At 71.3% G+C, this 16,804-nt stretch carries 18 protein-coding genes and 2 tRNA genes; 2 read left to right on the forward strand and 18 right to left on the reverse strand.

Translation table 11 applies throughout. From position 1 onward, the window contains the following. Positions 1-72 precede the first annotated feature (72 nt). The 10 genes from N6H00_RS13960 to N6H00_RS14005 form a co-directional block, all read right to left on the reverse strand. A tRNA-Ala gene (locus tag N6H00_RS13960) sits at positions 73-145 on the reverse strand. A 103-nt stretch (positions 146-248) separates the two neighbouring features. Then, positions 249-482, reverse strand: coding sequence for a hypothetical protein (locus N6H00_RS13965; RefSeq protein WP_030835565.1), 234 nt, complete (start codon positions 480-482; stop codon positions 249-251). 5 nt (positions 483-487) lie between these two features. Continuing rightward, positions 488-646 (reverse strand): hypothetical protein, encoded by a 159-nt coding sequence (locus N6H00_RS13970; RefSeq protein ID WP_268971991.1) that lies wholly within the window; start codon positions 644-646, stop codon positions 488-490. 333 nt (positions 647-979) lie between these two features. Next, positions 980-1,052: transfer RNA gene (locus N6H00_RS13975), tRNA-Ala, on the reverse strand. Positions 1,053-1,124: 72 nt separating this feature from the next. After that, a complete protein-coding gene (locus N6H00_RS13980) occupies positions 1,125-1,778 on the reverse strand; it encodes a histidine phosphatase family protein (protein ID WP_268976956.1) in 654 nt (217 codons plus the stop codon). Then, the gene (rsfS, locus tag N6H00_RS13985) at positions 1,775-2,218 is read right to left on the reverse strand and encodes a ribosome silencing factor (RefSeq protein ID WP_268971992.1); all 444 of its coding nucleotides are present in this window, start codon (positions 2,216-2,218) and stop codon (positions 1,775-1,777) included. The genes N6H00_RS13980 and rsfS overlap by 4 nt, the downstream gene beginning before the upstream one ends. Positions 2,219-2,334: 116 nt before the next feature. Beyond that, positions 2,335-4,125, reverse strand: a complete 1,791-nt coding sequence (locus N6H00_RS13990; RefSeq protein ID WP_268971993.1) for an LCP family protein — start codon at positions 4,123-4,125, stop codon at positions 2,335-2,337. A gap of 10 nt (positions 4,126-4,135) precedes the next feature. Continuing rightward, on the reverse strand, positions 4,136-4,747 hold the full coding sequence (gene nadD, locus N6H00_RS13995) for a nicotinate-nucleotide adenylyltransferase (protein ID WP_268971995.1): 612 nt from the start codon (positions 4,745-4,747) through the stop codon (positions 4,136-4,138). A gap of 58 nt (positions 4,748-4,805) precedes the next feature. Beyond that, complete coding sequence (locus tag N6H00_RS14000) at positions 4,806-4,973, reverse strand: hypothetical protein (protein ID WP_268971997.1); 168 nt, start codon at positions 4,971-4,973, stop codon at positions 4,806-4,808. A gap of 132 nt (positions 4,974-5,105) precedes the next feature. Continuing rightward, a complete protein-coding gene (locus N6H00_RS14005) occupies positions 5,106-5,258 on the reverse strand; it encodes a hypothetical protein (protein ID WP_268977295.1) in 153 nt (50 codons plus the stop codon). A 105-nt stretch (positions 5,259-5,363) separates the two neighbouring features. Between N6H00_RS14005 and N6H00_RS14010 the strand changes: the two genes are divergently transcribed. Beyond that, complete coding sequence (locus N6H00_RS14010) at positions 5,364-6,563, forward strand: M48 family metallopeptidase (protein WP_268971998.1); 1,200 nt, start codon at positions 5,364-5,366, stop codon at positions 6,561-6,563. An 18-nt stretch (positions 6,564-6,581) separates the two neighbouring features. Here N6H00_RS14010 and N6H00_RS14015 read toward each other — a convergent pair whose 3' ends face one another. The 5 genes from N6H00_RS14015 to proB form a co-directional block, all read right to left on the reverse strand. Further along, the gene (locus N6H00_RS14015) at positions 6,582-7,664 is read right to left on the reverse strand and encodes an SCO2583 family membrane protein (protein ID WP_268972000.1); all 1,083 of its coding nucleotides are present in this window, start codon (positions 7,662-7,664) and stop codon (positions 6,582-6,584) included. A gap of 125 nt (positions 7,665-7,789) precedes the next feature. Beyond that, on the reverse strand, positions 7,790-8,416 hold the full coding sequence (locus N6H00_RS14020) for an SCO2584 family spore wall biosynthesis protein (RefSeq protein ID WP_268972002.1): 627 nt from the start codon (positions 8,414-8,416) through the stop codon (positions 7,790-7,792). 106 nt (positions 8,417-8,522) lie between these two features. Further along, positions 8,523-9,821, reverse strand: coding sequence for a glutamate-5-semialdehyde dehydrogenase (locus tag N6H00_RS14025; protein WP_268972003.1), 1,299 nt, complete (start codon positions 9,819-9,821; stop codon positions 8,523-8,525). A gap of 91 nt (positions 9,822-9,912) precedes the next feature. After that, the gene (locus tag N6H00_RS14030; protein ID WP_268972004.1) at positions 9,913-10,371 is read right to left on the reverse strand and encodes a hypothetical protein; all 459 of its coding nucleotides are present in this window, start codon (positions 10,369-10,371) and stop codon (positions 9,913-9,915) included. Between the two features lie 241 nt (positions 10,372-10,612). Further along, on the reverse strand, positions 10,613-11,764 hold the full coding sequence (proB, locus tag N6H00_RS14035; RefSeq protein WP_268976957.1) for a glutamate 5-kinase: 1,152 nt from the start codon (positions 11,762-11,764) through the stop codon (positions 10,613-10,615). A gap of 331 nt (positions 11,765-12,095) precedes the next feature. Here proB and N6H00_RS14040 point away from each other — a divergent pair, with 331 nt between their 5' ends. Next, positions 12,096-14,207, forward strand: coding sequence for a hypothetical protein (locus tag N6H00_RS14040; RefSeq protein WP_268972005.1), 2,112 nt, complete (start codon positions 12,096-12,098; stop codon positions 14,205-14,207). 424 nt (positions 14,208-14,631) lie between these two features. Here N6H00_RS14040 and obgE read toward each other — a convergent pair whose 3' ends face one another. The 3 genes from obgE to rplU form a co-directional block, all read right to left on the reverse strand. Next, positions 14,632-16,065, reverse strand: coding sequence for a GTPase ObgE (gene obgE / locus N6H00_RS14045; RefSeq protein ID WP_268972006.1), 1,434 nt, complete (start codon positions 16,063-16,065; stop codon positions 14,632-14,634). Between the two features lie 141 nt (positions 16,066-16,206). Beyond that, a complete protein-coding gene (gene rpmA, locus N6H00_RS14050; RefSeq protein WP_268972007.1) occupies positions 16,207-16,464 on the reverse strand; it encodes a 50S ribosomal protein L27 in 258 nt (85 codons plus the stop codon). A gap of 14 nt (positions 16,465-16,478) precedes the next feature. Further along, positions 16,479-16,799 (reverse strand): 50S ribosomal protein L21, encoded by a 321-nt coding sequence (rplU, locus tag N6H00_RS14055; RefSeq protein ID WP_268972008.1) that lies wholly within the window; start codon positions 16,797-16,799, stop codon positions 16,479-16,481. Positions 16,800-16,804 lie beyond the last annotated feature (5 nt).

The following is a 16,804-nucleotide window of genomic DNA, read 5'->3' on the forward strand; positions in this document are numbered from 1 at the left end:
CGCACGGAGGTGGCCTCCGTCACGCAACGCCAGAGGCGGGCCGTCCTTGTCGGACGACCCGCCTCTGTGATGTGGAGCTAAGGAGAATTGAACTCCTGACCTCCTGCATGCCATGCAGGCGCTCTACCAACTGAGCTATAGCCCCAGGTCTTGCTCCGCCCGGTTTCCCCGGCGGCGACGCCTACATTACACGGATGCCCCGGCCTTCCGCCAAATCGATTCCCCGGAGGCTGGGAGCGAGGCCCCGGTTACGCCGTGGCGAACGAATAGAAACGCTTCAGCGTGCAGTGCTCGTCGAGCAGCCGACCGTAGATCGGCTCCCCTTCGAGCTCGCGGTAGGTCTCGATGGGATCGCCCCGGATGATCAGCGCCCGCGCGCACTCCGCACACCAGTACTGGTAGTCGGAGTTGAGCGGCTCCATGTCGCGGACGATCGGTGTGCCGGTGCCGCACCAGTCGCACTTCCGGCTGTGGGCTCCCATCTCACTCAGCTCCAGCTATGTCCGCAGGCCGTACACACGTAGGAAACACCGCCGTTGTCACCGAGGACCTGGGCCACGTGCGCGGAGCCGCAGGACGGGCACACCATGTCCGCCGGTGCCGCGCGGGACGGGTCCTCGATCGCATCGAGGATGCTCGTCGGCATCCCACCTGCCCTCCCCATCGGACGTATCGGCCCCGTCCCCCTCCGGGTGTCCGATTCTGCCACGGGACGACGCGCAGGTCAGCGGAGATTCCCCACTGGAATCTCACCAGACTCACCAATGTGCCGCGCAGTTGAGCCGCCGGCACCCGAACTCCGCCGCGTCCGGCGCGTCCTGCCGCCTTACGGCTACCAACATCCGCGTGTCCATAGGGACGTAGGCCGTAGCCGAACCGGCTGGAGAGTCTCAGGTGCGGCGGATCCGAGGGGCGGACCGAAAGCGCGCAGAACGCAGCGATCCCGCCTCCCTCGAAGGGAGACGGGATCGTGGATCTGTGGAGCTAAGGAGAATTGAACTCCTGACCTCCTGCATGCCATGCAGGCGCTCTACCAACTGAGCTATAGCCCCGCTCTTCTCTGCGCCGGAGCGCTTCGAACGAGTAGGAGCATAGCCGGTGACCTGCCGGAAAAGGAAATCGGCTCAGTCGTCGTCGCCGAGGACCGGTTCGGGCAGCGAACCGGCGTTGTGCTCCAGCAGCCGCCAGCCCCGCACACCCTCGCCCAGAACGGACCAGCAGCAGTTGGACAGACCGCCCAGCGCCTCCCAGTTCCTGGGCTCCAGACCGAGCAGCCGGCCGATGGTGGTGCGGATGGTGCCGCCGTGGCTGACCACCACGAGCGTGCCGTCGTCCGGCAGCTTGTCGGCGCTCTCCAGCACCACCGGGGCCGCCCGGTCGGCGACCTCGGCCTCCAGCTCACCGCCGCCGCGGCGGACCGGCTCACCGCGCTTCCACGCCGCGTACTCCTCGCCGAAGCGCTCGATGATCTCCTCGTGGGTCAGCCCCTGCCACGCGCCCGCATAGGTCTCCCGCAGTCCCGCGTCATGCGTGACCGACAGCCCCGTGACGGTGGACAGCTCGGCGGCCGTGGCCGCCGCCCGCTTCAGGTCGGAGGCGATGATCGCGTCCGGCTTCAGGGCGGCCAGCAGCCGGGCCGCACGGTGCGCCTGCGCGACACCCGTGTCGGTGAGCTCTATGTCCAGGGAGCCCTGGAAACGGCGCTCTATGTTCCAGGCCGTCTGGCCGTGGCGCCACAGGACGATGCGGCGGCCGCGGCCGCTCGAGGTGCCGTTCAGCTCAGCTCACCGCCCGCGCCGCCGTCCGCCGCGGCCTGCGACCGCGCGTACTCCTGCGCCTTGCCGCGGGTGGCCTCGGCGTCGGCCGGGAGCTCCAGCTGCGGGCAGTCCTTCCAGAGCCGCTCCAGGGCGTAGAACACCCGCTCCTCGCTGTGCTGGACGTGCACCACGATGTCCACGTAGTCCAGCAGCACCCAGCGGGCCTCACGGTCGCCCTCGCGGCGCACCGGCTTGGCGCCCAGGTCCTTGTTCAGCCGCTCCTCGATCTCGTCGACGATCGACTTGACCTGACGGTCGTTGGGCGCCGAGGCCAGCAGGAAGGCGTCGGTGATGGAGAGCACATCACTGACGTCGTACGCGATGATGTCGTGGGCGAGCTTGTCGGCGGCCGCCTGGGCGGCGGCGTTGATGAGCTCGAGGGAGCGGTCCGTGGCGGTCACAGGCAAGGCTTTCGGTCGGTGGTACCTCGAAGGTCTGGCTCCCCCCAGGGTCTCACGCCCCACCGTCACCCCGGGCGGCCGAGGAGCGGCCGCCCGGGGTGCCCGAGGTGAACGGCTCAGCCCGTGGCGTCGTAGTCCGGGCCGAGGAGGACCGTGATGTCCGCGTTGGCCGCGCCCTTGCCCTTCCGCACCGCGGTCGCGGGCAGCCCGAGCGTCTTGGCGACCTCCTTGGCCTGCTCCGCCTGCGCGGTGTCCGCGTAGGTCACCCGCGAGGCCGACTGCGGCGTACCGCCGCTCTCGGTGGCCGCGACGACCGTGAAGCCGCCGTTGACCAGCGCCACCCGCGCGGCGCTCGACGCGTCCTCGGGGCCTCCGGCGTTGGTCACGCTGACCCTGGGGCCGGTGGTGTTGTCGGTGTTCTTGACCGTGCCGCCGAGGATGTCCTTGACCACCCGGTCGGTCGCCTGGCTGCTGAGCGTCCCGTCCGACTGGACCGGCAGCATCGCGGTGTCGTACGCGCCGCTCTTGGCCCGCTCGGCCAGTTTGGCCAGCGACGCCCCGAGCTGCTGCTCGGACAGCGAGGGGTCGGGGATCTGGGCCAGCGACTCCACGGTGCTGGTGGCGCCCTCCGCATCGCTGGAGACCTTCTTCAGCGCCGCGTGCATGACCTGCCCGAACCGCGCGAGCTGCTTGGTCTGCGCCTCGCCGGACGCCCGGTAGGTGGCGTACGCCACGGCCGCCTGGCCGCCCAGGATCTGGTCCTTGCCCCGCTTGACCAGCGGGTCCTCGCCCTTTTCCGAGCTGGGGACGGTCGCGTCGGTATCGAGGGTGATCCCGCCGACCAGCTCGACGAGGTTCTCCAGATACGGCGTGTCCAGCCGCCAGGTGCCCTGGATCTTCGAGCCCAGCAGGGTGCTCAGGGAGTCCCGGGTGGAGTCGGAGCCCTCGTCGGTCACCGACTTGCCGAGCGTGGTGGAGGCACCGTCCTCGGTGGCGACGGCCAGCGAGTTCGGCAGCAGGACGGTGGTGCCCTTCTGGGTGGTCTCGTTGTCCACCAGCAGGGCCGTGGAGGTGCGCCCGCCCTTGGTCTCGCGCAGATGGACGACGATCACATCGCGCTTCTGCGGACCGCCCGCGGCCGCCTGGTCCCCGGAGCCGCCGGACAGTCCCGGGAGCTTGCCCGCGTACCAGAGGTAGCCGACCCCGCCCGCGACGGCGAGGACCAGGACCACCACGAGCGCGACGAGGCGGTTGCGACCCTTACGGCGGCGCTCGTCACGGCGCTCGGAGCGGGTCTCGGCGAACTTCAGCCAGTCGATGACGTCGTCGGAGTCCTCGTTCTGCTCCTCGACGAAGGAGAACTGCTCGGTGCGGTACTCCCCCTCATCGGAATCCCCGGTCCGCTTCGGCCCAGCTGGCCGCGACTCCTCCGCCTGGGGCGTCTCGGCCCCGGCGCCCAGCTGCTCCGGGCTCAGCTCCTCATAGGGGTTGGGCTCGCGCTGCGGGGGGACGGCCGGGGCGGCGGCCGGCGGGTAGTCGTAGCCGTAGCCCTGTTGCTGTTGCTGTTGCTGTTGCTGTTGCTGTTGCTGTTGCTGTTGCTGGGGAGCGTACGGGTCGTAACCGTGCGTCTGGGTGTACTGCTGCTGGGACTGCTGGTGCTGCTGTTGGTGGTGCTCCGGCTGGGCATAGGGGTCGTAGCCGTACCCGTCGTGCCCGTCGTGCTGTTGCTGCCCGTACTGGGGCTGCTGCTGGGCATACGGGTCGTAACTCTGCTGCTGTGCCGCCTGCGGCTGGTACACCGGACGCCCATAGGCGTCATAGCCGTAGATCTGCGGCTCCTGGCCGTACGGATCCTGTGCGTACGGGTCGTGTGCGTACGGGTCGTACGAGTCCTGCCGGTCGTTCACCGCTACCCCTTCAGCAGTCGTGCCGGTACAGCTCGCGCTTGTCGATGTAACGCACCACGCCGTCCGGCACCAGGTACCAGACGGGATCGCCATGGGCGACCCGCGCCCGGCAGTCCGATGACGAGATCGCCAGCGCCGGGACCTCGACCAGCGACACCCCGCCCTCCGGGAGTCCCGGATCGGCCAGTATGTGCCCGGGTCTGGTCACCCCGATGAAGTGGGCCAGCGAGAAGAGTTCTTCGGCGTCGCGCCAGGTGAGGATCTGGGCGAGGGCGTCGGCCCCGGTGATGAAGAACAGATCGGCGTCACCGTTGAGCGCGCGTAGTTCCCGGAGCGTGTCGGTGGTGTACGTGGGGCCACCGCGGTCGATGTCGATGCGGCTGACCGAGAACTGCGGGTTCGAGGCGGTCGCGATGACCGTCATCAGATAGCGGTCCTCGGCCGGTGAGACCTTCTTGTGGCTCTTCTGCCAGGGCTGACCGGTCGGCACGAACACCACCTCGTCGAGGTGGAACTGCGAGGCCACCTCGCTCGCCGCGACCAGGTGACCGTGGTGGATCGGGTCGAAGGTCCCGCCCATCACGCCGAGTCGCCGCTTGCCGGACCCTTGCTGCTCTTCCATGCGTGCAGACCCTACTGGGCCCGGCCCGGAGCCGGGGCCCATAGGGGCGATCGCCCGATCAGCGGTCCCGGTTGAAGCGCGTGGTGATCCACAGCAGCAGGAAGAGGATCACCAGGGCCGCACCGCCGGTCATGAAGGGGCTGATGCTGGGGTGGGTGTCGGTGTGCTCACCGCCCTCGGCCGCGAGCGTGGTCAGGGCAGCATGTGCGGTGCTGAAAGCGGTCATCGCAGGCAATACCTATCCGGGTCTAGGCGTCACAACACGTCGGCCACATCGTATGCGAGGCGGTTTTCGGTCCTGATGTCCGTCCTGCTTCGAGCCCTGTCCCGCGCTCCGGGGCCGCGGCCGGCCCCGGCGTCAGTCCTGCTTGTACCCGCGCAGCAGGAACCAGGCGAGCAGGGCGGCACCCACGACGCCGACCACGATGACGATGCGCAGCAGCGCTCCCGGGCCGTCGTTGCTGTGGGAGGTGGCGGCGAGGGCTTCGGCGAGGCCAGTCATATCGGGCATGTCTCCACGCTAACCCCCGGCCGCCCAGGGCCTAGGCTGGGGGCCGCCGGACGAGGGGCCCGGACCGGGCGTCCCGTCGAGCGGGTAATCGGACGAGGGGGCCAGATGAGCGACACTCACGAGACCGGTGGCGGAAACGGGGCGGGGGACGCCCGGGAGCACGTGCCCGGCCGGAGCCGGCGGCGGTTCCCGGGGATCTCCTCGCGGGCGTACGAACATCCGGCGGACCGCTCCGCGCTGGTCGCGCTGCGCAAGCTGACCGGCTTCGACACGGTGTTCAAGGCGATGAGCGGTCTGCTGCCCGAGCGGAGTCTGCGGCTGCTCTACCTGTCCGATTCGGTGCGGGTCAGCGAGCGGCAGTTCGCCCATCTCCACGACATGCTGCGGGACGCCTGCTACATCCTGGACCTGGAGCGGGTCCCGGCCATGTACGTGACCCAGAGCCCGCAGCCGACCGCGATGTGCATCGGCATGGACGCGCCGATCATCGTGATCTCCACCGGTCTGGTCGAGCTGCTCGACGAGGAGGAGATGCGGGCGGTCATCGGCCATGAGGTGGGCCATGCGCTGTCCGGGCACTCGGTCTACCGGACGATACTGCTGTTCCTCACCAACCTCGCGCTGAAGGTCGCCTGGATCCCGCTCGGCAACGTGGCGGTGCTGGCGCTGGTGACGGCGCTGCGGGAGTGGTTCCGCAAGTCCGAGTTGTCGGCGGACCGGGCGGGGCTGCTGGTCGGACAGGATCTGCGGGCCTCGATGCGCGGGCTGATGAAGCTCGCGGGCGGCCACCACCTCCATGAGATGAACGTGGACGCCTTCCTGGAGCAGGCGGAGGAGTACGAGTCGAGCGGCGATCTGCGGGACTCCGTCCTCAAGATCATGAACATGCTGCCGCGCAGCCACCCGTTCACCACCGTGCGCGCCGCCGAGCTCAAGAAGTGGGCCGCGACCCGCGACTACCAGCGGCTCATGGACGGTCACTACCCGCGGCGCGACGAGGACAAGGACACCTCGGTCAGCGAGTCCTTCCGGGAGTCCGCGAACCACTACGCGGAGTCGGTCCGCAGCAGCAAGGACCCGCTGCTCGCCTTCGTCAGGGACGTGGCGGGCGGCGCCGGCGACCTGGGCAGCAAGCTGCGCGACCGGTTCACCGGCGGCGGAGGCAAGCAGGGCGGGCAGGCCCCGGAGGACCGCACGCCGCCCCGGGACGAGTCCCAGGACGCCTCCTCGGACCGGCGGCCCGAGGACGGGCCGGAGGAGCGGCCGGGGGACGACGGGCCCGGGGACACTCCGCCGAAGCGCTGAGACGGCCCCTGGCGGCCCTCAGGACCGCCCGTCGAGGGCGGGCTGGGTTCCGGGAGCCAGGACGCCGCACAGCGAGACCGTGGTCCGGCCCCTGGTGTACGGGTCGGTGCCGGTCGGGGCGTCGCCCTTGGCGCTCTGACCGGCGAGCATCGGCCGCAGATACCCTGCGGCGTTCGCGGCACAGGCCTGCGGGCCGGCCAGTACGGCGCTCTGCACCAGCTCCACGTGGCGGTCGCGCAGATCGTCACGGTCGAAGCGGAACCGCGTCTCACGGCGCACGGTGAACAGCGAGGCGTGGTCCGGTCCGCGCTCATGGGCCTGTTGGACCGCGTAGACGAAGACGTGGTCGGCGGCGACCTCCAGGGTCGCGGGGCTGCGCTCGAGGACCGTAAGGGTGCCGCGGACCCGCACCGGGGAGTCGGCGAGAGTCACCTCGGCCGGGTTGAAGCGGGTCAGCCAGCCGGTGGCCGCGTGCCGTCCGTCGTCGACCGGGCGTTCGAGGCTCTGGTCGAACTGCGTCTGCTGGGCGGGGTCCAGCAGCAGCCTTACGGCCCGCACCGGGCCGCCGGTGAGCACACCCGGGTCGAGGGCGGACCTGACCACGTACTCCTTGGCGGTGGTCAGCGCCGTCATCACCTGGCTCTCGGAGAAGTTCCGGGTGCGGCGGGCGCCGGGCACGGTGACCCCTTCGGCGCCGGTGCGGAACTCGGCGGCCGGGCTGTTGCGGAACAGCCGGTCCGGCGTCCCGCCGGGCACCTCACCACGCGGCGCGAGCGGCACCACGCTGGTGCGCAGCGGTTCCACGGCCTGCGGCTGGGGCGCCTGGTACGGGTGGCGCACCCCCATGTAGACGGCCGCGGCGAAGGCGACGGCGATCAGCAGGACGAGCGCGATGGCCTGGCGCGACGCCCCGGCCCTGGCCCAGGCGTGCCGGCTGCGCACCGCCCGTGCGTGCTCACCCATGCGCTCCTGGGCGGAGAATTCCTGGAGCCGGGCAGCACGGACGAAGGACTCGTCGAATACGACGGAGCGGTACTCGTCCTCACCACCTCCCGGGACGCCATCGGGTGTCCCCTCGGGAGGGTCTCCACGCCCGGCCATATCTCAAGAGTAGGTCGCCCGGGGCGGCGGTAAACGCGGTGGTACTCCACGACTTGGCAGCCGGGAGGGGAGGAAACCGAGGAAACCCCCCATACCCCGCGCCGCGTCCGCGACCTGCACGGAGGTCACTGAGACGGCGGTACGGCGGAGGCGGGCGACCCCTTGGCCCCGGTCGGCTCCGGGGCCGACTCCGACCCCGAGGGCTCCAGGCGCGGCTGTCCCGTGGGCGAGCCGTCGACACCGGTGGTGGCGGGCGGCGGCGCGGGGTCCTGGCGGTTGCCCGAGGCGCCCCGGTAGACGGCCGTGAAGGCCAGGGCGACCACGCCGATGCCCATGAGGACGGCCAGCAGCCAGGCCACGGGGCGGTGCCAGCGGGCATGGCCGCGGTAAGGACGCCCCGCGCTGCCGTACCGCCCATAGGGGCCGTAGGCGTCGTCCGCGTCCCGCCCGGGGCCGAAGCGCCCGTCGGGGTCGTCCGGGCCGTAGAACTCGGTCTCCGGGCCGTAGCCGTCCTCGAAGAGCTCGTCCTCGGGGGATACGCCGGCCCTGTGGCGCCGGGACGCCTCGGCCTCGGCGCGGGCCTCGGCGGCGGCCAGCATCCGCTCGATGGCGGTGGGCTCATGGATCGGGGCGGCCCGTACGAAGTCCTCGTCGAAGACCACGGCGGCGAATTCGTCGTTCGCCTCACCGTGGCTGCGGTCGTCGGGCTCGTCGCCGTTCGGGAACGGCTTGCCCCCCACGTCGTCCGGCACCCATTCAGAGTAGACCGGACGGGTCATTTTGGGCAGGGTGAAAGGGTATTCGGGGGAAGATCCGCCCCGGCGCCGCCGGGTGTCGGGCATCCCCCGAACGGGTGAGTCAGCGGGTGTGGCCGTCGCCGGTGACGATGTACTTCGTCGAGGTCAGCTCGGGCAGGGCCATGGGTCCCCGGGCGTGCAGCTTCTGGGTGGAGATGCCGATCTCGGCGCCGAAGCCGAACTGCCCGCCGTCGGTGAACCGCGTGGAGGCGTTCACGGCGACCGTGGTGGAGTCCACCAGCTGGGTGAAGCGGCGGGCGGCCTTCTGGGACGACGTGACGATGGCCTCGGTGTGCCCGGAGGACCACAGGCGGATGTGGCCCACCGCGGCCTCCAGGGAGTCCACGACGGCCGCCGCGATGTCGTACGAGAGGTACTCGGTCTCCCAGTCCTCGACCACCGCCGGGACCACCGTGGCCTTGGAGCTCTCCGCGAGCGCCAGGACGCGCTCGTCGGCGTGGACCGTGACCCCGGCCTCGGCCAGCGCGTCCAGCGCGCGCGGCAGGAAGCGCGCGGCGATGTCCTGGTGCACCAGCAGCGTCTCCGCCGCGTTGCACACGCTCGGCCGCTGGGCCTTGGAGTTCACCAGGATCTCGACCGCCATGTCGAGGTCGGCGTCGGCGTCCACGTACACATGGCAGTTGCCGGTGCCGGTCTCGATGACCGGGACCGTGGACTCCTCGACGACCGTACGGATGAGGGACGCGCCGCCGCGCGGGATCAGCACGTCCACCAGGCCGCGGGCGCGCATCAGCTCGCGCACCGAGTCCCGGCTCTCGCCCGGCACCAGCTGCACGGCGTCCGCGGGCAGCCCGGCCCCGCCGACGGCGTCGCGCAGGACCCTCACCAGCGCGGCGTTGGAATGGGACGCGGACGAGGAGCCACGCAGCAGCACCGCGTTGCCCGACTTCAGGCAGAGCGCGGCGGCGTCCACCGTCACATTCGGCCGGGCCTCGTAGATGATCCCGACGACACCGAGCGGAACCCGCACCTGGCGCAGGTCGATCCCGTTGGGCAGCGTCGAGCCGCGCACCACCTCGCCGACCGGGTCGGGCAGCGCGATGACATCGCGGACATCGGAGGCGATGGCCCGCACCCGCTCGGGGGTGAGGGTCAGCCGGTCGATGATGGCCTCGCTGGTGCCGGCCTCCCGGGCCCGCTCCACATCGGCCGCGTTGGCCTCGACGATCTCCTTGGTGCGCACCTCGAGCGCGTCGGCCATCGCCAGCAGCGCGTCGTCCTTGGCGGCGCGCGGCAGCGGGGCGAGATCGGCGGCCGCGGCGCGGGCCCGGTAGGCGGCCTGGAGGACCGGGGACTTCGGCCAGGGGTCGGTGAGCGGCGACGTGGGTGCGCTGGTCATGTCCGAAGCGTACTGAGCCACGGGCCGGGAGCCACGCGCTATTCCGCAGTTCGAGATGGCGTTCTCACATCTCGATGGCGCACATCCGTCCTCAGAACGGGTGTACGCCCACCGGGGAGGCCGGCGGGGGCCCGTACCCCTCCGCGACCCGCTGGTGGTACGTGTCACGGTCGATGACCTCGAGCCCCACGATCTCCCAGGGCGGCAGCCTGGCCGAGGTCCGGTGCTCACCCCACAGCCGCAGCGCGACCGCCGCGGCGTCGTGCAGATCACGGGCCTCTTCCCAGTAGCGGATCTCGGCGTGGTCGTTGGCATAGCGGCTGGTCAGCAGGAAGGGATGGTCATGGGCCAGCTGCTCCAGGGCCCTGCGGACCTCCCGCAGCGGCGCCTCGTCCCCCGAGACGCTGAGGGTGATGTGCCACAGCCGGGTCGCCTCGCCGCGTCCGGCGCCGCGCGCCGTGGCGTCACCGGCCCCGCCGCCCGCTCCGACACTGGTCAGGGTGCGCTCCGCCGCCCCTCTGGGCGACGCCCCCGGGCGCCCTCGTCTCACCGGCGGCCTCCTGTAACTCGCTGCTCCGCTCACGCGCGGGCGGAGCACTCGGGACGGTGTGCCGTGGTCGCGGCATTCCGCTCGGTCGCCGCCGCGTCTCCCACAGCGGGCGCGCTGCCCGCGCGACCCCGTTGAACAAAGTTGACCAGCCCAGGCCCGCTCGCGGGGTGCTTTTGAGGTTTTTCGGAAGCCCGGTTCTCAAGCCCGGTTCAACGGAGCCCCGGTCCGGCCGTGCGGGGGCTCAGTCCAGGACCACGAGGTCGTCACGGTGGACCACCTCGCGCTCGTAGGCCGGGCCGAGCTCACGCGCCAGGTCCCGGGTGGAGCGGCCGATCAGCTGCGGAATCTCCTTGGCGTCGAAGTTCACCAGGCCGCGGGCCACCGGGTGGCCCGCGGTGTCCCTCAGCTCGACCGGGTCACCGGCGGTGAAGTCCCCCTCCACGGCCGCGATCCCGGCCGGCAGCAGCGAAGTGCGGCGCTCCACGACGGCCCGTACCGCCCCGTCGTCCAGGGTGAGGGCGCCACGCGGCGCGGAGGCGTGGGCGAGCCACAGCAGCCGGTTCGCGGAGCGGCGGCCGGTGCGGTGGAAGAACGTGCCCGTACGGCGGCCGAGCAGGGCGTCACCGGCTCGGCCGGCGGAGGTGAGCACCACCGGGACGCCGGCCGCGGCGGCGATCCGGGCCGCCTCGACCTTGGTCACCATGCCTCCGGTGCCCACCCCGGAGCGGCCCGCGCTGCCGATGGAGACGCCCTTCAGGTCCTCGGGGCCCCGGACCTCGTCGATCCGGGAGGCACCGGGAGTCCTGGGGTCCCCGTCGTACAGGCCGTCCACGTCGGAGAGCAGCACCAGCAGATCCGCCCGAACGAGATGGGCGACCAGGGCCGCGAGCCGGTCGTTGTCGCCGAACCGGATCTCGTCCGTGGCCACCGTGTCGTTCTCGTTGACGATCGGCAGCGCGCCCATGGCCAGCAGCTGGTCCAGGGTGCGGGTGGCGTTGCGGTAGTGGGCGCGGCGGCTGGTGTCGTCCGTGGTGAGCAGCACCTGGCCGACCCGGCGTCCGTAGCGCGCGAAGGAGGCGGTGTAGCGGGCCACCAGGAGCCCCTGTCCGACGCTCGCGGCGGCCTGCTGGCGGGCGAGGTCGCGGGGGCGGCGGTCCAGGCCCAGCGGCGCCAGCCCGGCGGCGATGGCGCCGGAGGAGACCAGGACTATCTCCTTGCCGTTCGCGCCGCCCTTACCGTCGCCATCCTTGCCGCGCAGGCCCGTACCGCCACCGTCGAGCACCTTGATGAGCACGTCGACCAGCGCGTCCACGCGGTCCGCGTCCAGGCCCCCCGCCGCCGTGGTGAGGGAGGACGAACCGATCTTGACCACGATCCTGCGGGCGGCGGCCACCTCGTCCCGCACCGCCGACCCGTCCTGCTCCGCCACACCGCTCCCTTTGCTCGTCCCCGGCTCACCACACGTCCCGAAGAAACGCATGCCCTGCACACTCATCATGACAAGTGGGCAATCTACGACAGCCGGGACCTCGCCCGCCGTGGCATTTCAGCCCCCGGACACCGCCTTACGGGCCGCCGTGAGCGCCTCCGGACACCGGGCGGTGACACCATTGACACCGATTGCGACCGGTTGGCACCGCCGCGGATTGTCACCGGGCGGGACGTCGGCATACGGTCAGGGGTCCCCCCATCAGTCCGTCGCTCTCCTGCCAGGAGCCCACCCCGTGCCCTCTGCCGGAATCGCCCCACGTCGGGTCGTACAGCTGACGGCGCTGCTCGCGATGCTCGTGTTCTTCGCCACACAGCTCGTCGGCGCCGTGCTTCCGAACGTACCGCTTTTCATCGCCGCCTCGGCGTGCGGTCTCGCGCTCGATCTCTTCCTTCAGCACAAGCAGCCAGGTCTGCTGTCGCTGCTGGGCAAGATCCGCCTGGACGTCACGGTGCGCCAGCTGTTCCGCGACATGCTCATCATGGTCGGGCTGCTGCGCATCGAGGGCATCAATCCCCTGCACGAGCAGGCGCCGCTCACCGTCGGGCTGCTGCTGTTCTACCTGGTGCACTTCGCCTGCCAGGCGGCGGCCGTCCTGGTCCGCCGGAGCCGGCAGCTGCCGTTCGTCACGCGCAACATCGACGCGTCCGCGCTGCGGCTGAGCGACGCCCCGCCGCGGCTGTTCGCCCGCCAGCACGGGCGCCGGCTGCTGCGTCTGGCGGTGCCGGTCACCGCCGGTCTGCTGATCACGGCCGCCACCAAGAACGCCGTCTGGGGCGGTGCCGGCCTGGCGATCGCGCTGCTGGTCGGCATCGGCGGCACGGCCCACCTCGCCACCTGGGTGCTGCCGCGCAAGCGCGTGGCGAACGAGGCCGCGGCCCTGAAGTGGCTGGACAAGTGGCTGGCGGACTACAAGCCGACCGTGGGCATGTACTTCTCCGGCGGCACCACCTCGGCGTACCAGGCCAACATGTGGCTCTCCACGCTCTCCGCGCTCGACGGCAAGCCGATCATCGTGCTCCGTGAGCGGTTCATGGTGCAGAAGATCGAGGCGACGGACGTGCCGATCGTCTGCCTCCCCAAGGTCGCGCATCTGATGCGGCTGGAGCACTCGACGCTCAAGGTGCTGCTGCACCCGGCGAACTCCGGCAAGACCTCGCAGGTGCTGCGCATCCCCTCGATCAAGCACGCGTTCATCAACCACGGCGAGAGCGACAAGCTCTCCAGCTGCAACCCGTACGCCAAGGCGTACGACGAGGTGTGGGTCGCGGGCCCGGCGGCGCGCGAGCGCTACCAGCTCGCCGACATCGGCGTCGAGGACAAGGACGTCGTGGAGGTCGGCCGGCCCCAGCTGGCCCCCATCCGTCCCTACGCGGGCGTGCCCACGGGTGCCCTCGGCGGAGCCGGTGACGAGCACTTCACCACCGTGCTGTACGCGCCGACCTGGGAGGGCTGGGACGGGAACCCCGGCAACACCTCGGTGATCCTGGCCGGTGAGAACATCGTCCGCCGGCTGCTCGCCGACCCCAAGGTGCGGCTGCTCTACAAGCCGCATCCGATGACCGGCTCCGTCGACCCGCGCGCGGGCCGCGCCGACGAGCGCATCCGGGCGATGATCGCCGAAGCGAACGGCAAGCGCACCGGTGCCCGCCCCGGCCCGGAGGCCGCCGCCGAGCTGACCCGGCGCGCCGACGAGCTGAACCGGCTCACCAGCACCTCCTTCCGCCCCAGTGCGGACGAGGTCGAGCGCATGAAGCTCCAGGGCGCCCCGGACGGCGACCGCGCGGCGGCCGTCGCCGCGGCCACGGCCGCCTGGGAGAGCGCGTACTGGGCCTCGTTGCCGGTCTGGGAGCACCAGATCGTCACCGGCCCGCGTCCGGGGATCTTCTCCTGCTTCAACCAGGCCGACGTGCTGATCAGCGATGTCTCCAGCGTGGTCTCGGACTACCTGACGAGCGAGAAGCCGTACGCGGTGGCGAACACCAGCGGGATGTCGGAGGAGGAGTTCCGGGCGGGCTTCCCGACGGTGCGCGCCGCCACGATCCTGACGCCCGGCGCCGAGGGCGTACCCGGGCTGCTGGAGGCGGTCCGCGACCCCGGTAAGGACACCCTCGCGGCCGCCCGCGCCGAGCTGAAGGTGCATCTGCTCGGCCCGTCCGACCCGCCGTCGCTGGTGCGCTTCAACCAGGCCACGCAGGACCTGTGCGACAAGGCCGACCAGCGCCGGGCCCGGATGGCCACCCGGCTGTCCGACGAGATCCCCTCGCAGCGCGAGGCCCGGGACGCGGCGGAGGAGACGGAGCTGGAGTCCGGCTCTCCGGAGCCGGAGGAGACCGCGACGGTCTGACCGCGACGGTCTGAGGCCCGGGGCCGGCCACCGGCCGCACGCCGGTGACCGCGACCGCCGACAGGGCATGACGAAGGGCCCGGGAGAGGTCTCCCGGGCCCCTTCGTCATGCCCTCTGCCCAGCGGCCCCGAGAAGCCCCTTCACAGCCCGCGAAGGGGGCTCCGGGCGGCCGCGCGGCCCTCGGAGGGGCCCCAGCACCCCTCAGAACGGCTTGAACGCGTCGAACTCCTGCTCCGCCCCGTCCCGCTCCGCATCCCGCTCGCGCCGCCGCTGAGCGGCCGGACGCGGCGCGTCGAAGCGGTGGGCTGACCCCACGATGGCCACCCTCGCGATGCTCGGCCCCAGCGGGCCTCCCAGGCTTCGGGCAGCCGCCCGGACTCCGTCCGGGGAACGGACACGCCCCGCGACACAGCCCACCACCCCTCAGAACGGCTTGAACGCGTCGAACTCCTGCTCCGCCCCGTCCCGCTCCGCATCCCGCTCGCGCCGCCGCTGAGCGGCCGGACGCGGCGCGTCGAAGCGGTGGTCCTCGCCACGGCGGCCCAGCATCTCCGCTCCGGTCGCGATGCTCGGCTCCCAGTCGAAGACGACCGCGTTGTCCTCGGGGCCGATGACGACCTCGTCACCCGAACGGGCACCCGCCTTCATCAGCTGCTCCTCGACGCCGAGGCGGGCCAGGCGGTCGGCGAGGTAGCCGACGGCCTCGTCGTTGGCGAAGTCGGTCTGGCGGACCCAGCGTTCGGGCTTCTCGCCCAGCACGCGGTAGAAGCCCTCCTCGGCGACGACCGTGAAGCCCGCGTCGTCCACGGCCTTCGGCCGGATGACGATCCGGGTCGCCTCCTCCTTCGGCTTCGCCGCCCGCGCCTCCGCGACGATCTTCGCCAGGGCGAAGGACAGTTCCTTGAGGCCGAGATGGGCGACGGCCGAGACCTCGAAGACCTGGTAGCCGCGGGCCTCCAGATCGGGCCGGATGATGTCGGCGAGGTCCTGGCCGTCGGGGATGTCGACCTTGTTGAGCACCACGACCCGGGGCCGGTCGTCCAGACCGCCGTACTGGGCCAGCTCCGCCTCGATGACATCGAGGTCGGTCAGCGGGTCGCGCTCGGACTCCAGGGCCGCGGTGTCCAGCACGTGCACCAGCACCGAGCAGCGCTCGACATGGCGGAGGAACTCCAGGCCGAGCCCCTTGCCCTGGCTGGCGCCGGGGATCAGACCGGGGACGTCGGCGATGGTGTAGACGGTGGAACCGGCCGTGACCACCCCGAGGTTGGGCACCAGCGTGGTGAACGGATAGTCGGCGATCTTCGGCTTGGCCGCCGAGAGCACCGAGATCAGCGACGACTTGCCGGCGCTCGGGTAGCCCACGAGGGCCACGTCCGCGACGGTCTTGAGCTCGAGGACGACGTCCCCGGAGTGACCCGGCTCGCCCAGCAGCGCGAAGCCGGGGGCCTTGCGGCGGGGCGAGGCGAGCGCGGCGTTGCCGAGGCCGCCGCGGCCGCCCTGGGCGGCGATGTAGGTGGTGCCCTGTCCGATCAGATCGGCCAGGACGTTGCCCTTCTTGTCGAGGACGACAGTGCCGTCCGGGACCGGCAGGATCAGATCGGTGCCGTCCTTGCCGGAGCGGTTGCCACCCTCACCGGGCTTGCCGTTGGTGGCCTTGCGGTGCGGGCTGTGGTGGTAGTCGAGCAGTGTGGTGACGGACTGGTCCACGACCAGGATCACATCGCCGCCACGGCCGCCGTTGCCGCCGTCCGGCCCCCCGAGCGGCTTGAACTTCTCGCGGTGCACGGAGGCGCAGCCGTGGCCTCCGTTACCCGCGGCGACATGCAGTTCGACGCGGTCCACGAAGGTGGTCATGACGGGTGCCTCCAGTTACGTACGGGGTGGATGTGGTGTTACGGGCCTGACGCTCGTAACGCGCCGAGGGCGGACCCGCTTCCCGTTCCCGGGAAGAGCGGTCCGCCCTCGGTAAGGCTGTGCGATGTCGCGCCGGGCTGATTACTCAGCGACCGGGACGATGTTCACGACCTTGCGGCCCCGGCTGGTGCCGAACTGCACCGCACCGGCGGCCAGCGCGAACAGCGTGTCATCGCCGCCGCGGCCGACACCCGAGCCCGGGTGGAAGTGCGTGCCGCGCTGGCGGACCAGGATCTCGCCCGCGTTGACGGTCTGGCCGCCGAAGCGCTTGACGCCGAGCCGCTGGGCGTTGGAGTCGCGACCGTTCCGAGTGGACGATGCGCCCTTCTTGTGTGCCATGTCTCCTCAGTCCCTTACTTCGCAGCCGAGTCGATGCCGGTGATCTTCAGCGCGGTGTGCAGCTGACGGTGGCCGATCCGCTTCCGGTAACCGGTCTTGTTCTTGTACTTCAGGATGTCGATCTTGGCACCCTTGTGGTGGTCAACGACCTCGGCGTGAACCTTCACACCGGCCAGCACCCACGGGTCGCTGGTGACGGCATCGCCGTCGACAACGAGCAGAGTCGAGAGCTCGACGGTGTCGCCGACCTTGCTGGTGGCCAGACGGTCGACCTCGATGACATCGCCCACGGCCACCTTCTGCTGGCGGCCGCCGGTGCGCACGATTGCGTACACGCGGT

This window comes from Streptomyces sp. S465 (genome assembly GCF_026898115.1).
Classification (GTDB): Bacteria; Actinomycetota; Actinomycetes; order Streptomycetales; family Streptomycetaceae; genus Streptomyces; species Streptomyces luomodiensis.